We start from the raw sequence: 12,759 nt of genomic DNA on the forward strand, positions 1-12,759 counted from the left end.
CGCCGATCGCGGTGGCACCCGCACGGTGTCGTCGAACGAGGGGATGGGCGCATGACCGGGAAGTCGATCGCAGGACGTGGTTCGAGGCCCCGGCGTTGGTTCGCCCGGGCCGCAGCTCTCGTCGTCGGGGCCACCGCGGCCGGCGCCGTGCTGGTGGGACCGGCGCAGGCCGCGCCACTGGTTCCCGGCAGCGTGGAGATTCCCGGCCTCCAACTGCCCACCTTCGCGCTTCCCGAGGTGAAGCTGCCGCCGATCCCCACACCACCGCTGGTGCTGCCGCCGGGATTCGAACTGCCGCGCGAGGTGCAGGCGTTCCTGCCGCCCGGCCTGGTCGTGTCGGCCCCGCCGCCGATCGGCCCCGCGAACTTCTCGGCGCCGTCGCTGAACCCGGGACCGGGCGAGGTGGTGGGCATCGCCCAGCCGATCATCATCCGCTTCGACGAGGCCGTCGGTGACCGCGCCGTCGCCGAGCGCGCCATCCGGGTCACCACCAATCCACCGGTCGCCGGACACTTCTACTGGATCAACGACAGTCAGGTCCGCTGGAAGCCGGAACAGTTCTGGCCCGCCAACATCCAGGTGACCGTCGACGCCGGTGATTCGCACTCGACCTTCTCGATCGGCGACGCCCTCGTCACGGTTGCCGACGACAGCACCAAACAGATCACCGTCACCCGCAACGGTGAGGTGGTCAAGACGATGCCGACCTCCCTCGGCAAGCCCGGCTACGAGACCCCGAACGGCACCTACATCGTCGGCGAGAAGTTCCGCGACATGTACATGGATTCGTCCACCTACGGCGTGCCGATCGACTCGCCCGAGGGCTACCGCACGTACGTCGAGTACGCGACCCGAATCTCCTACAGCGGCATCTTCGTTCACGCCGCTCCGTGGTCGGTGCAACAGCAGGGTTACAGCAACGTCAGCCACGGCTGCCTCAACGTCAGCACCGAGGACGGCAGGTGGTTCTTCGAGAACGCCAAGAAGGGTGACCCGGTGATCGTGCAGAACACCGCCGGCGGCATCCTGAACGGCAACGACGGCCTGGGCGACTGGAACCGCTGACCCGTCCCTGATCCCGAAGGCGCTGCGCGAGAAGCTCTCGCGCAGCGCCTCTTTCGTGTGTGTGCCGTCGAGGTCGCGATCGCCGTCCGACGTTCAGATCCCATCTCGTGCGCATTCACCGGCCATTCGCCGTCGGCGGTGACACTGCTGCAGTGACATCGAGTCCGGAGAGAACTCTGCCGCAGCCGTCCGGCCGTGGACTGCTCGGCCGCCCGTGGCGCGACTACGCACTCTTCGCGGTCCTGGTGGGACCCAACCTGGTGCTGCTCGCGGTGTTCACCTACCGGCCGCTCATGGACAACGTCCGGCTCTCGTTCTTCGACTGGAACATCGCGGATCCGGTGGCCACCTTCATCGGGTTCGAGAACTACCGCGAATGGTGGAGCCGCGACGACACCTGGCAGATCGTCACCAACACCGTCGTGTTCACCCTGGCGACGGTGGTCGGGTCGATGGTGATCGGGCTGGCACTGGCGTTGCTGCTCGATCGCAAGCTCTTGGGGCGCAACCTGGTTCGATCGGCGATGTTCGCGCCGTTCGTGATCTCGGGTGCGGCGATCGGGGTCGCGTTCCAGTTCGTGTTCGACCCCAACTTCGGGCTCGTGCAGGACCTGTTGCACCGCGTCGGATTCACCTCGGTGCCGGACTTCTACCAGGAGCCCGGCTGGGCGCTGTTCATGGTCACGGTCACGTACATGTGGAAGAACCTCGGCTACACGTTCGTCATCTACCTGGCCGCGCTGCAGGGCCTGCGTCCCGAGTTGTCCGAGGCCGCCGAGATCGACGGGGCAAGCCGATGGACCCGGTTCCGCCGAGTCCTGTTGCCCCAGTTGCGGCCCACCACCTTCTTCCTGTCGATCACGGTGATGCTCAACTCGCTCCAGGTGTTCGACATCATCAACGTGATGACCCGCGGCGGTCCGCTCGGAACCGGAACGACCACGATGGTCTACCAGGTCTACAACGAGTCGTTCCGGAACTTCCGGGCCGGCTACGGTGCCACCGTCGCCACCGTCATGTTCCTCGCCCTGCTCGCCGTCACCGTCTATCAGGTGCGCGTCATGGATCGGGGTGAGCGGTCGTGACCGCGCTCGAAGACCATGTGGTCGCCCCGTCCTTGCCCGCCGAGATCGTCGCCCCGGCCGCGCGAGCACAGCGTCGCCGCGAACGCGCGCTGACCGCGCTCGGGTACGCGGCGATGGTGTGTGCGCTCGTCGTGGTGGCGTTGCCGCTGTTCTGGATCGTCATGACGTCGTTCAAGGAACGTCCGGACATCTACACCCAGCCGGTCACGTGGTGGCCCGACACCTTCCATCCCGAGAACTACGGCGAGGCGCTCACGTCGGTGCCGTTCACGACGTTCCTGCGCAACTCGGTGATCATCACGACGGCGCTGGCGGCGATCAAGTTCGTGCTCGGCGTCCTCAGCGCGTACGGACTGGTGTTCCTGCGGTTCCCGGGCAAGAATCTGGTGTTCCTGACGATCATCGCGGCTCTCATGGTCCCCAACCAGATCACCGTGATCTCGAACTACGCGCTGGTGGCAGAGTGGGGATGGCGAAACACCTTCCAAGGCATCATCGTTCCCCTCGCCGGTGTCGCCTTCGGGACGTTCCTGATGCGCAACCACTTCCTGTCGATTCCGTCCGAGATCGTCGAGGCGGCGCGGATGGACGGCGCGGGACACTTCCGGTTGCTGTGGCGGGTAGTGCTGCCGGTGTCGGGGCCGACGATGGTCGCGTTCGCGATCATCACCGTCGTCAACGAGTGGAACGAGTACCTGTGGCCGTTCCTGATGTCCGACGACGCCACGGTGGCCCCGCTGCCCATCGGACTGACACAGCTGCAGAACAACGACGGGCTCACCAACTGGGGTCCGGTCATGGCCGCCACCGTGCTGGCCATGCTGCCGATCCTCGTGATCTTCCTTCTGCTGCAACGACACATGATCAAGGGCCTCACCTCCGGTGCGGTCAAGGGCTGACGACATTTCGGACCAGGCATGGAAAGGCACGACATGGCACACATCAACCGTCGCGGATTCCTCGGACTGACCGGGGCACTCGCGGCCGGCGCCGCCCTGACCGCGTGCGCGGGTTCGGGATCCGGTTCCGGCTCCTCGGATTCGAGCACATCGAGTGCGGGTGGGACCAACACGATCACGTTCTGGTCCAACCATCCCGGCAAGTCCCAGGACGTCGAGCGGGAACTGATCAAGCGTTTCGAGGCGAAGTACCCCGACCTGAAGGTCGACCTGGTGGACGGCGGCAAGAACTACGAGGAGGTCTCGCAGAAGTTCAACGCCGCGCTGTCGGGCGGCGCCCTTCCGGACGTCGTCGTGCTGTCCGACGTCTGGTGGTTCAACTATGCGCTGACCGGGGCGATCGAACCGCTCGATCCGCTTTTCGGCGAGGTGGGTGTGAACACGTCCGACTACGTCGACTCGCTGCTCGCCGACTACCTGTTCCAGGGCAAGCACTACGCGCTGCCGTACGCTCGCTCCACCCCGATCTTCTATTACAACAAGCAGATCTGGTCGCAGGCCGGGCTGCCCGACCGTGGCCCCGCGACGTGGCAGGAGTTCGATCAGTGGGGCCCCGAACTGCAGCGTGCGGTCGGTGGCGGCAAGCTCGCCCACGGGTGGGGTGATGCCAAGAACTACCTCGGCTGGACGTACGAGGGCCCGATCTGGACCTTCGCCGGATCCTACTCCGATCAGTGGACGCTGAAGTTCGACGATCCCAGGACGATCGAGGCCGGGAACTTTTTGCGCGACATGGTATTCGACAAGAAGTACGCCGCAGTGTCCAGCGACATCGCGAACGAGTTCGCCGCCGGGATCCTTGCGTCGACGATCGCGTCGACCGGCGACCTGTCGGGCATCACGAAGACGGCGGCATTCGACTTCGGCACCGCATTCCTGCCCTCGTCCGACGGCCGACCCGGCTGCCCCACCGGAGGCGCCGGACTCGCGATCCCGTCACGCATCTCCGACGACCGGAAGAAGAACGCCCTGACGTTCATCGACTTCGTCACCAACGCCGAGAACACCGCCTACTTCTCCCAGAACGTCGGCTACATGCCGGTGCGCAAGTCGTCCGTGGAGGAGCCGTCGATGAAGGCTTTCCTCGAAGCGAATCCCAACTCGCGCACGGCCGTCGAACAGTTGGCGCACACGCGGTCACAGGACTACGCCCGCGTGTTCGTCCCGGGCGGCGACCAGGTGATCGGTACCGGGCTGGAGCAGATCGCGCTGCAGAACGCCGACGTGACATCCACGTTCGCGTCCGTCGCAACGCAGTTGCAGCAGACGATCGACCGGCAGATCACCCCGAAGCTGCCCCAGTAGCCGGACGACAGAAGGAAGGCCATGGCACACGTACAGTTCTCGGCGGTCACGCACCGCTACCCGGGCGCCGAGCGACCGGCGGTGGACCGCCTCGACCTCGACATCGCGGACGGCGAGTTCGTCGTCCTCGTCGGACCGTCCGGGTGCGGGAAGTCCACGAGCCTGCGCATGCTCGCCGGACTCGAATCCGTCGAGACGGGGCACATCCGCATCGGCGGCACGGATGTGACAGGGCTGGCCCCGAAAGCGCGCGATGTCGCCATGGTCTTCCAGAACTACGCGCTCTACCCGAACATGACTGTGGCCGAGAACATGGGCTTCGCGCTGCGCAACGCCGGAGTGAACAAGGCCGAGCGCACCGCCCGCGTCCTCGAGGCCGCGCGGATGCTCGAGCTCGAGCCGCTGCTGGGCCGTAAGCCCGCCAAACTGTCGGGCGGGCAGCGCCAGCGCGTCGCGATGGGTCGGGCGATCGTCCGGCACCCGGCGGTGTTCTGCATGGACGAGCCGCTGTCCAACCTCGACGCGAAGCTCCGGGTGAGCACCCGTGCACAGATTTCCGGGCTGCAGCGTCGACTGGGCTCGACCACCGTCTACGTCACCCACGACCAGGTCGAGGCGATGACGATGGGCGATCGGGTAGCGGTGATGTGCGACGGACGGTTGCAGCAGATCGCCCGCCCGCGCGAACTGTACGACGATCCGGTCAACACGTTCGTCGCGGGATTCATCGGGTCACCCGGGATGAGTCTGCTCGAGGCGCCGGTGGAGGGGACGACGGCGGTGCTCGGCGCTCTGCGCGTGCCGCTGCCGGTGTCGGTGCGCGGGGACGCGCGGGTCGTCGTCGGGGTGCGCCCGGAGTCGTGGACCCTGGTGGGCGAATGGCGCAGGGGCGCACTCACGGTGGTCGCGGAGTTGTTCGAGGAACTCGGCGCCGAATCGTTCGTGCACGCGGCGAACGCCGACCCGACGGACCGAACCTGGTCCAGCACCGGTGGACGGGTCGTGATCCGCGTGGACCGGAAGGTGACGGTGAACGCCGGCGAGCGCCTGCATCTGCTGCCGAAGCTCGACGAGATCAGGTTCTTCTCGGCGTACTCGGGTGAGCGGCTGAGGTGACCACCCACGCATAATCCGTGCCATGACCGTGACGCGTTCGATCCTGCTGTTCGTCCTGGCCGCGCTGTTCGAGATCGGCGGCGCCTGGCTCGTGTGGCAGGGGATCCGCGAGCATCGCGGCTGGCTGTGGGTGGGCGCCGGCATGGTGGCCCTCGGCATCTACGGGCTGGTCGCGACCATGCAGCCCGACGCCAACTTCGGGCGCATCCTCGCCGCGTACGGCGGTGTGTTCGTCGCCGGGTCGCTGCTGTGGGCAGTGGTCATGGACGGGTTCCGCCCCGACCGCTACGACATCATCGGCGCGCTCATCTGCCTGTGCGGCGTCGGCGTGATCATGTACGCGCGCTAGGCGCTCCGCGCCCGTGCGCCTTTTTGGTAGCGGGGACTACCGAAAAGGCGCACGGGGGCTGTGGATAACTTCGCGATCATGACCGGGCCATGTCGTGGTCGCGACGAACGATCCGAGGATGACTGCAATCGAGCACCTCGACCTTCGACGCCTCGTGGACGCCCAGTGTGGGATGGTCACGCAGCGTCAGGTCGCGGCCCTGGGCTACGGCCGCGGGCGCGTCCGACACCTACTGGACACGGGACGGTGGCGCCGCGTCCTCCAAGGCGTCTATGTCGTGACGAACGGCCCTCTGACCCGCGAGATGACACTGTCGGCAGCGCTGCTCTACGGCGGCGCTCCCGCGATGCTCAGCCATCGGACCGCTGCCGAGGAGTGGGGGATGTTCCAGGTCGACGAGACCGTGCCGGTGCATGTGACGGTGCCGTACGGAAAGTCCTCCAGGCCTCAGACGGCAACCGAGATGCTGCCGGCGCCGGCGTCCACACACCCCGTCCTGCGGTCGGGGTCGGTCCTGCATCCCGGCGTCGTGGTGCACCGGTCCCGCGCACACCGGCATATCGGCGTCGACTCGGCGCTCCCGCGGACGTCGAAGGCCGACACCGCGCTGGACGTCGCGATCGCCGAGCCGACCGCACGACTGGCCTACGTGTCGCTGATCACGACCGTCACCAACTCGCGAATCAGGTTGGCCGACATTCGGAAACGGATGAGCGAGCGGCGCCCACGCCGGTATCGTCGTGCACTCGAAAGCGCTGTAGTCCTCCTGGCCGACGGTGTGCAGTCGGTGCTCGAGTACCACTATGCGGTCGATGTCGAGCAGGCCCACGGATTGCCGCCGGCGCACCGGCAGGGCCCGGTGATCGTGGACGGGCGCACCCTCTACGAGGACGTCGACTATTCCGAGTGTGGTGTGCCGTTGATCGTGCGACTGGACGGCCGCTGGGCGCATTCGATGCGTGAGGTGCAATTCCGGGACCGTCGGCGTGACAATGCCGCCGAACTCGCCGATCGCCCGCGACTGGTGTACGGGATGGACGAGGTCGGCGGCATGCCGTGTGTCGTTGCCCGGGAGGTCGAAACGGTCCTCACCAGGGATGGCTGGAGGCGCGACAGCCCGGTACGCTGTCGCGCCTGTGCGCCTTCTTGGTAGTCGGCGCTACCAAAAAGGCGCACGGGCGCGAAGCGCCTACCAGATCTTGACGCGCTTGTCGGGGTCCAGGTACAGCTCGTCGCCCGGCTTCACGTCGAATGCCTCGTGGAAACTGTCGAGGTTGCGGATCACGCCGTTGCAGCGGAACTCCGGCGGCGAGTGTGGATCGACGGCCAGGCGTCGGATCGCTTCCTCGTTGCGGGCCTTGGTCCGCCACACCTGCGCCCAGCCGAAGAACACGCGCTGCAGACCGGTGAGCTCGTCGAGCACGGGGGCGTCGGTGTCCTCGGTCGCGATGCGGTAGGCCGCGAGCGCGATCGACAGGCCGCCGAGGTCGCCGATGTTCTCGCCGATCGTGAACTCGCCGTTGACGTGATGGCCCGGCAGGTCCTTCGGCTCGAACTCGTTGTACTGCTCGACGAGTGCCTTGGTGCGCTTGCCGAACTCGGTGCGGTCGTCGTCGGTCCACCAGTCGACCATGTTGCCGTCGCCGTCGTACTTGGCGCCCTGATCGTCGAAGCCGTGCCCGATCTCGTGCCCGATCACGGCGCCGATTCCGCCGTAGTTGGCGGCGTCGTCGGCCTCCGCGTCGAAGAACGGCGGCTGCAGAATCGCTGCGGGGAAGACGATTTCGTTCATTCCCGGGTTGTAGTACGCGTTGACCGTCTGCGGCGTCATGAACCACTCGTCACGGTCGACCGGGCCGCCGAGCTTGGCGATGTCGCGATCGTGTTCCGCGGCGTAGCCGCTGCGGTAGTTGCCCACCAGATCCGCCGGGTCGATCTCGACGGCCGAGTAGTCGCGCCACTTGTCCGGGTAGCCGATCTTCGGGGTGAACTTCTCGAGCTTCGCGAGTGCGGCCTGCCGGGTCTCCGGGCTCATCCACTCGAGGTCGGAGATGTTGCGGCGGTACGCCTCCTGCAGGTTCGCGACCAACTCCTGCATCCGCGCCTTGGACTCCGGCGGGAAGTGCCGCTCGACGTACAGCTTGCCGACGGCCTCGCCGAGTAGGTCCTGCACCAACGAGACGCCGCGCTTCCAACGCTCACGGTTCTCCTGAGTGCCACTGAGCGTCTTGCCGTAGAACGCGAAGTCCTCCGCGACGATCGCCTCGGTCAGGTACGGGGCGCGCGAGTGCAGAACACGCCACGTGGCCCACGCCTGCCAGTCCTCGATCGGCTGCGACGTCCACAGCTCGGCGAACGACTCGACGAAACCGGGTTGGCGCACCACGATCTCCGCCAACTGCTCGGGAGTGGCTTCGAGGCCGGAAATCCAGGTGGTCCAGTCGAATCCGCCGTACTGCGACTGGAGGTCGCCGAGCGTCACGAGGTTGTAGCTCAGTTCGGCGTCGCGGCGCTTGACGACGTCCCAATGCCCGGCCGCGAGCTTGGTCTCGAGGTCGAACACGCGCTGCGCGTCGTACTCGACGCCGGCGAGTTCGAACATCTTCCGGATGTGCGCGAGGTACGCGTCGCGGACCTCGGCGTAGTTGTCCTCGCGGTAGTACGACTCGTCGGGCAGCCCGATCCCGGACTGCGTGAAGTGCACCAGGTAGCGGGCCGAGTTCTTGGCGTCGGTGTCGACGTACTGGCCGATCGCGCCACCGACACCGGTGCGCTGCAGCCGTCCGACGATCCCGGCCAACTCGCTCAGGTCCGCGGCATTCGCGACGGCGGACAGTTCCTCGGCGATCGGGGTGAGCCCGGCCGCCTCGACGGCGTCGGCGTCCATGAAGCTCGAGTACAGGTCACCGATCTTCTGCGCGTCGGTGCCGGGCGCAGCTCCGGACGCGGACGCCTCCTGGATCAGCGTCCGCACATCCTCCTCCGCCTTGTCGTACAACGTGCGGAACGCGCCGTCCACCGCCCGATCGGCGGGGATCTCGTACTCGTCCAGCCATTTGCCGTTGACGTGCACGAACAGGTCGTCCTGCGGGCGGGTGCCCGGGTCGAGATGGGTGAGGTCGATGCCGGAATGCTGCGCAGTCGTCATCGCTCCATCTTTACACCGCCCCGACGGTGGTGGCCGATCCTGACGGATTCCTCCCGGTGGGCGACGGGAATCCTTCAGGATCACCGGCCGAGCGCGGCGAGGATCAGGGCGAGCACCGCATCGGGCTCGTTGTAGAGGTGGTGCCACGGGAAACGCAGGACGTGCCAGCCGGCGTTGACGAGGACGTTCGGCCGTTGCGGGTCGCGGTTGAACCGGTCCACGTCGCGGTTCCCACTCGGACCGCGCGCGACGGCGCGGGGACCGGCCCCGTACACCGCGGCGCGCAGGGATACCGCTGCCGTGAGTGCGCGGTTGGCACGCAGATAGACCCCCGGGCCCGGTCAGGCCTCGATGCCGAGGTTGATCGCGGCGAGGGCCCGGTCCGGCTGCTTCGACGTGGCCATCAGGCCGGCCTCGTCGAAGATCCCGTCGGTGTCGTTGCGGGTGTCCCGGCCGGTGTGGTCGGTGTACGGCGAGACGGTGGAGAAGATCTCGTCGGTGAAGGTGTCGTCGAAGTACAACTGGGTGGTGAGCACCGTCTTCTTGTCGATGTGCACCTTGACGTGGATGTGCACCGTGCGGCCGGTGTACCAGCCGGGGAAGACGGTCGTGAACTGCACGATTCCGTCGGTGTTCGTGGTCTGCGCGCCGCGCAGGTAGGTGCCGTCGTCGGTGGTGGTGGCCTCCTGGTCGCCGACGCTGTAGGAACCGTCGGACGTCTCACCGGAACTACCCGTGCCCATGCCACCACCGGGTCCGCCCTGCGGGGGCTGACCACCGGGACCGCCCTCCGGGCGCGTGCCACCGGGCGGGGGACCACCCGTACCGCCCTGGGGAGGTTGGCCGCCCATGCCACCGCCCTGGTTGGCGGCGACCGAGCTGGATTCGAATCCGGAGTACACGCCGCCGGCGTCGCAGTGCCAGATCTCGACGACGGCGTTCGCGAGACCCGTCGCGCTGCCGTCCGCGCTGCAGTTCGTCAGATCCTGCACACGCATCGCGAGATTCAGTTCGAGGCCCGGCCGGTCCTCACGGATGTCACTGCGAATCGAGTCGACGTCGAACCAGTACGGGCCCTGCGTCTCCTCGACGGCCATGACGCATCTCGGTGCCTGGTCGAGCAGCGCGAGCAGCTGCTCGTCGACGGTTCCGGTAGTCGCGGCCGCGACGGACGTGCCGGACGCGGCGGTCGTCGTCGCGGTCGTCATGGAGCCACCGCCACCACCGCACGCAGCGAGCAGTCCGCTCAGACTGACGGTTCCGCCCAGCGCGAGCGCCCGTCGGCGGCTGATCCGCAGCCGGCTCAGCTTCACGTCCTTGTTCACGCGACATCCTCCACCTCTCAGCAAATGATTCGAGAACCATCGTCGGCGGGCGGGCTGGCGTGAGGCTGGACGTCCGCTGGGAGTTGTCTGTGAGCCTGCACCGCCGTCAGACGTCGAGCTCCAGATCGATCGCGGCCAGGACCCGGTCGGCGGCTGATCTGCAGCCGGCTCGGTTCCACTTCCCGGCGCATGCGGTCTCAGAGCAACTGCGCGCTCGCGGCCGCCCTGATGAGCACCTGCCCGGAGGCGTCGACCAGGCGGGACTCGATGAGCGCGACTCGGCGTCCGGCCCGGACGACCTCCGCCTCGGCGTGGATGTCGGGCCCGTCGATGGCGGGGGAGCGGACGAAGTCGACGCGCAGGTCGAGAATCCGGTACTGCTGGTCGACGGCGGTGAGGGTCTGAGTGACGAGACCGTTCACGAGATCGGCGGCACTGATCAGGATGCCGCCCTGGATGGAGCCGAGCGGGTTGCTCATCCACTCCCGCGGCGCGAACGTGGCCGTCACGCTGCCGCGCTCCACGTCGGCGAGCTGGACGTCGAGCAGACCCGCGAGCGGTCCGCGGGCGATCCGTCCCGACGCGATGCCGTCGACGATGTCCAGGCCGGCGCGGCCGGCGAGTTCGTCCGCGGCGGCGGTCGGTTCCGGTGTCGGGATCGGCAGTCGTTCGCCGCTGAGGACGGCGTCGGCATTCGCGCGCGGTCGGGTCACGACGACACCGCGGGACTGCAGGACCGCCAGCGTGTTGCCGCGGTCGTCGTGCATCGTGCCGGCCGCGAGCCCCATCCCGGTGTCGAGGTCGAGGTGGGGTGCGTCGCCGACGGAGACGACGGTGCCGTGGGCCGGCATCGGGGCGGCGAGGGTTGCGGACATCTGCGAGAGCACCATGCCGGCGCCCTCCGGGATCGAGTTGCCCAGCGCGCCGCCGGGGCACGCGTCGGCGAGCACCCCGACCGACCCCAGGACGGTCTGCCCACGGTGGTCGTGGAAGCGCGGCCCGACGTCCTGCGCCAGCACCAGATGGCCGGGACGGATCTCCCGCGCCTGCACACCCATGAAGATGTTGAGCCGGTCGATCCGTTCGGGGGCTGTGCGGCTGGTCTGGACGTCGTCGGCTGTCGCGGTCATCGGTCTTGTGTACCACCAACGCTCGCCGGCGCCGAACCGCTGTCCCAGCTGTGCACTCGCCCGGGCCGACACCAGCAGACCGCCGTCGGCACCGACGCGAAGAACGCACCGGCCACCGCGTCGTCCGCCACCACACCGACGGAGCCGAGCGTCGTCGCGCCCCGGTGATCGTGGAACCGGAGCCCGACGGGCTGCTCGAAGCGGGCCCCCGCCGCATTCATCGCGAGGGTCCGCACGCCCATCACGGTGTTGAGGGGGTCGATACCGCGAGGCGCCGTGGAAACCGGTGTCATGCCCGCCTGGTCAGCAGGCGGGAGGGACGTGGGGCTGTCGGAATCTCAGCCGCCGAGACGGGCGTGCATCTCCCACACCAGGATCTCCCCGCCGATCTCGGAGGTGATGGTCTGCCCGCCGGACGAGCTGAGCCGGACGGCGTCACCCTCGTAGAGCGTGCCGACACCCTCCATCTCGGCGGTGCCCTGCGCGACGAACACGTGCACGAACGGTGCCTCAGGGACCCGCACCGCCTTGCCCGGCTGGAGGCGGGCAGCGTGCAGCGACGCGTACTTGTTCTTGATGCGGATCGCGGCGTGGTCCCGATGCTGCGGCATGCCCGACGCCACCGGCACCAGCCCGCCGGTCAGCAGTTCGTCGTCGATCTCGAGCTGTTCGTATCCGGGGGTGATCCCGGGCTCGTCGGGTGCGACCCACATCTGGACGAAGTGCACCGGCTCGCTGTGCTCGTCACCCTGCAACCGCCACGAGTCGTTCTTCTCCGAGTGCAGGATTCCGGTGCCCGCGCTCATCCGCTGGGCGAGACCGGGATAGATGACGCCGGAGTGGCCGATGGAGTCCTGATGCACCAGAGATCCCCGCAGCACCCAGGTGACGATCTCCATGTCCTTGTGCGGGTGGGTGTCGAAACCCTGCCCGGGCTGGACGATGTCGTCGTTGTTCACCAGCAACAGACCGTGATGGGTGTTGTCCGGGTCGTAGTGATGGCCGAACGAGAACGAGTGCTTCGAGTCCAGCCACGGGATCCGGGTCTTCAGGCGGTCGCCCGAGCGGTGGACGTCGATGTGGGGCGTGGTGAGAGCTGGCATGCGGTCCTCCTCGGTGACAGTCGCGTTCGGGGCTTTCGCGCTGTCGCGTCACCAGCGTACGAAGTGGGACCCGTCGGCGCCGAATCAGTGGTGTCGAATCGGTCTCGGAGTGTTCACGGACGCGTGACGGGCGAACCGATCACGACGGCGCGGATCTCACCGCATTCTGTGATC

At 67.6% G+C, this 12,759-nt stretch carries 13 protein-coding genes; 7 read left to right on the top strand and 6 right to left on the bottom strand.

Going from position 1 to position 12,759, the window contains the following annotated elements; genetic code table 11:
* Window positions 1-51: 51 nt before the first annotated feature.
* The 7 genes from AC1RIF_RS18350 (at window position 52) to AC1RIF_RS18380 (ending at window position 7,032) form a co-directional block, all read left to right on the top strand.
* Window positions 52-1,065: a L,D-transpeptidase gene (locus AC1RIF_RS18350; protein WP_492602799.1), complete on the top strand. Its 1,014-nt coding sequence runs from the start codon at window positions 52-54 to the stop codon at window positions 1,063-1,065.
* A gap of 152 nt (window positions 1,066-1,217) precedes the next feature.
* Complete coding sequence (locus AC1RIF_RS18355; RefSeq protein WP_492602800.1) at window positions 1,218-2,150, top strand: carbohydrate ABC transporter permease; 933 nt, start codon at window positions 1,218-1,220, stop codon at window positions 2,148-2,150.
* Complete coding sequence (locus AC1RIF_RS18360; RefSeq protein WP_492602801.1) at window positions 2,147-3,049, top strand: carbohydrate ABC transporter permease; 903 nt, start codon at window positions 2,147-2,149, stop codon at window positions 3,047-3,049. Before AC1RIF_RS18355 ends, AC1RIF_RS18360 begins: the two co-directional genes overlap by 4 nt.
* A 33-nt stretch (window positions 3,050-3,082) precedes the next feature.
* On the top strand, window positions 3,083-4,414 hold the full coding sequence (locus tag AC1RIF_RS18365) for an ABC transporter substrate-binding protein (RefSeq protein ID WP_492602802.1): 1,332 nt from the start codon (window positions 3,083-3,085) through the stop codon (window positions 4,412-4,414).
* A 21-nt stretch (window positions 4,415-4,435) separates the two neighbouring features.
* Window positions 4,436-5,530 (top strand): ABC transporter ATP-binding protein, encoded by a 1,095-nt coding sequence (locus AC1RIF_RS18370; RefSeq protein ID WP_492602803.1) that lies wholly within the window; start codon window positions 4,436-4,438, stop codon window positions 5,528-5,530.
* A 22-nt stretch (window positions 5,531-5,552) separates the two neighbouring features.
* Window positions 5,553-5,879 carry a YnfA family protein gene (locus AC1RIF_RS18375; RefSeq protein WP_492602804.1) on the top strand — a complete coding sequence of 109 codons (327 nt, stop codon included), beginning with the start codon at window positions 5,553-5,555 and terminating at the stop codon, window positions 5,877-5,879.
* Between the two features lie 118 nt (window positions 5,880-5,997).
* On the top strand, window positions 5,998-7,032 hold the full coding sequence (locus tag AC1RIF_RS18380) for a type IV toxin-antitoxin system AbiEi family antitoxin domain-containing protein (RefSeq protein WP_492602805.1): 1,035 nt from the start codon (window positions 5,998-6,000) through the stop codon (window positions 7,030-7,032).
* A gap of 36 nt (window positions 7,033-7,068) precedes the next feature.
* Here AC1RIF_RS18380 and AC1RIF_RS18385 read toward each other — a convergent pair whose 3' ends face one another.
* From AC1RIF_RS18385 to AC1RIF_RS18410, 6 genes are all read right to left on the bottom strand, one after another.
* Window positions 7,069-9,027, bottom strand: a complete 1,959-nt coding sequence (locus AC1RIF_RS18385) for a M13 family metallopeptidase (RefSeq protein WP_492602806.1) — start codon at window positions 9,025-9,027, stop codon at window positions 7,069-7,071.
* Between the two features lie 80 nt (window positions 9,028-9,107).
* Window positions 9,108-9,248: a DUF559 domain-containing protein gene (locus AC1RIF_RS18390; protein ID WP_492602807.1), complete on the bottom strand. Its 141-nt coding sequence runs from the start codon at window positions 9,246-9,248 to the stop codon at window positions 9,108-9,110.
* 120 nt (window positions 9,249-9,368) lie between these two features.
* Complete coding sequence (locus AC1RIF_RS18395) at window positions 9,369-10,352, bottom strand: peptidase associated/transthyretin-like domain-containing protein (protein ID WP_492602808.1); 984 nt, start codon at window positions 10,350-10,352, stop codon at window positions 9,369-9,371.
* A 197-nt stretch (window positions 10,353-10,549) separates the two neighbouring features.
* Window positions 10,550-11,482 carry a PaaI family thioesterase gene (locus tag AC1RIF_RS18400; RefSeq protein ID WP_492602809.1) on the bottom strand — a complete coding sequence of 311 codons (933 nt, stop codon included), beginning with the start codon at window positions 11,480-11,482 and terminating at the stop codon, window positions 10,550-10,552.
* On the bottom strand, window positions 11,479-11,775 hold the full coding sequence (locus AC1RIF_RS18405; RefSeq protein ID WP_492602810.1) for a hypothetical protein: 297 nt from the start codon (window positions 11,773-11,775) through the stop codon (window positions 11,479-11,481). The genes AC1RIF_RS18400 and AC1RIF_RS18405 overlap by 4 nt, the downstream gene beginning before the upstream one ends.
* A 45-nt stretch (window positions 11,776-11,820) precedes the next feature.
* Window positions 11,821-12,585 carry a pirin family protein gene (locus tag AC1RIF_RS18410; RefSeq protein ID WP_492602811.1) on the bottom strand — a complete coding sequence of 255 codons (765 nt, stop codon included), beginning with the start codon at window positions 12,583-12,585 and terminating at the stop codon, window positions 11,821-11,823.
* Window positions 12,586-12,759: the final 174 nt, after the last annotated feature.

This window comes from Prescottella sp. GW823-FHT02E09 (assembly GCF_058797375.1).

Coding starts and splice junctions, on each gene's coding strand:
- AC1RIF_RS18350 (WP_492602799.1), top strand. CDS start 52: ATGACCGGGAAGTCGATCGCAGGACGTGGTTCGAGGCCCCGGCGTTGG.
- AC1RIF_RS18365 (WP_492602802.1), top strand. CDS start 3,083: ATGGCACACATCAACCGTCGCGGATTCCTCGGACTGACCGGGGCACTC.
- AC1RIF_RS18370 (WP_492602803.1), top strand. CDS start 4,436: ATGGCACACGTACAGTTCTCGGCGGTCACGCACCGCTACCCGGGCGCC.
- AC1RIF_RS18375 (WP_492602804.1), top strand. CDS start 5,553: ATGACCGTGACGCGTTCGATCCTGCTGTTCGTCCTGGCCGCGCTGTTC.
- AC1RIF_RS18380 (WP_492602805.1), top strand. CDS start 5,998: ATGACTGCAATCGAGCACCTCGACCTTCGACGCCTCGTGGACGCCCAG.
- AC1RIF_RS18385 (WP_492602806.1), bottom strand. CDS start 9,027: ATGACGACTGCGCAGCATTCCGGCATCGACCTCACCCATCTCGACCCG.
- AC1RIF_RS18400 (WP_492602809.1), bottom strand. CDS start 11,482: ATGACCGCGACAGCCGACGACGTCCAGACCAGCCGCACAGCCCCCGAA.
- AC1RIF_RS18405 (WP_492602810.1), bottom strand. CDS start 11,775: ATGACACCGGTTTCCACGGCGCCTCGCGGTATCGACCCCCTCAACACC.
- AC1RIF_RS18410 (WP_492602811.1), bottom strand. CDS start 12,585: ATGCCAGCTCTCACCACGCCCCACATCGACGTCCACCGCTCGGGCGAC.